The 267-nt window shown below is 55.8% G+C and carries 1 protein-coding gene; it reads right to left on the bottom strand.

Translation table 11 applies throughout. The features are described 5' to 3' along the window. The coding region (locus ACYP03_RS26425) for a regulatory protein RecX (protein ID WP_459782728.1) at positions 1-234 on the bottom strand (234 nt) is incomplete at its 3' end. Positions 235-267 lie beyond the last annotated feature (33 nt).

Here is a 267-nt window from a genome sequence, read left to right as displayed (position 1 = left end):
GATTCGCAGCATGCCCCAGCCTTTTGATACCCCGTTTCGCACCGCCATGGCCGCATAGCGGGCATCATCCAGCCAGTTGTAATCCTGGCAATATGCGACTGCGTCACAGACCTCCTGCTCGCTGTAACCACGCTGCTTAAGCTTTTGCTGCAACTCGCGCTTGGCATGGTCTCGCCGTGACAGATACCCCACGGCCGCTTCTTTAGCCGAGATTTTAGGTGCTTGCCTTCTCACCTATACACCTCCCCGATTGACGTATACCAAGCA

Source organism: Photobacterium sp. R1 (assembly GCF_054600795.1).
This window is presented reverse-complemented; position numbering and strand designations above follow the sequence as displayed.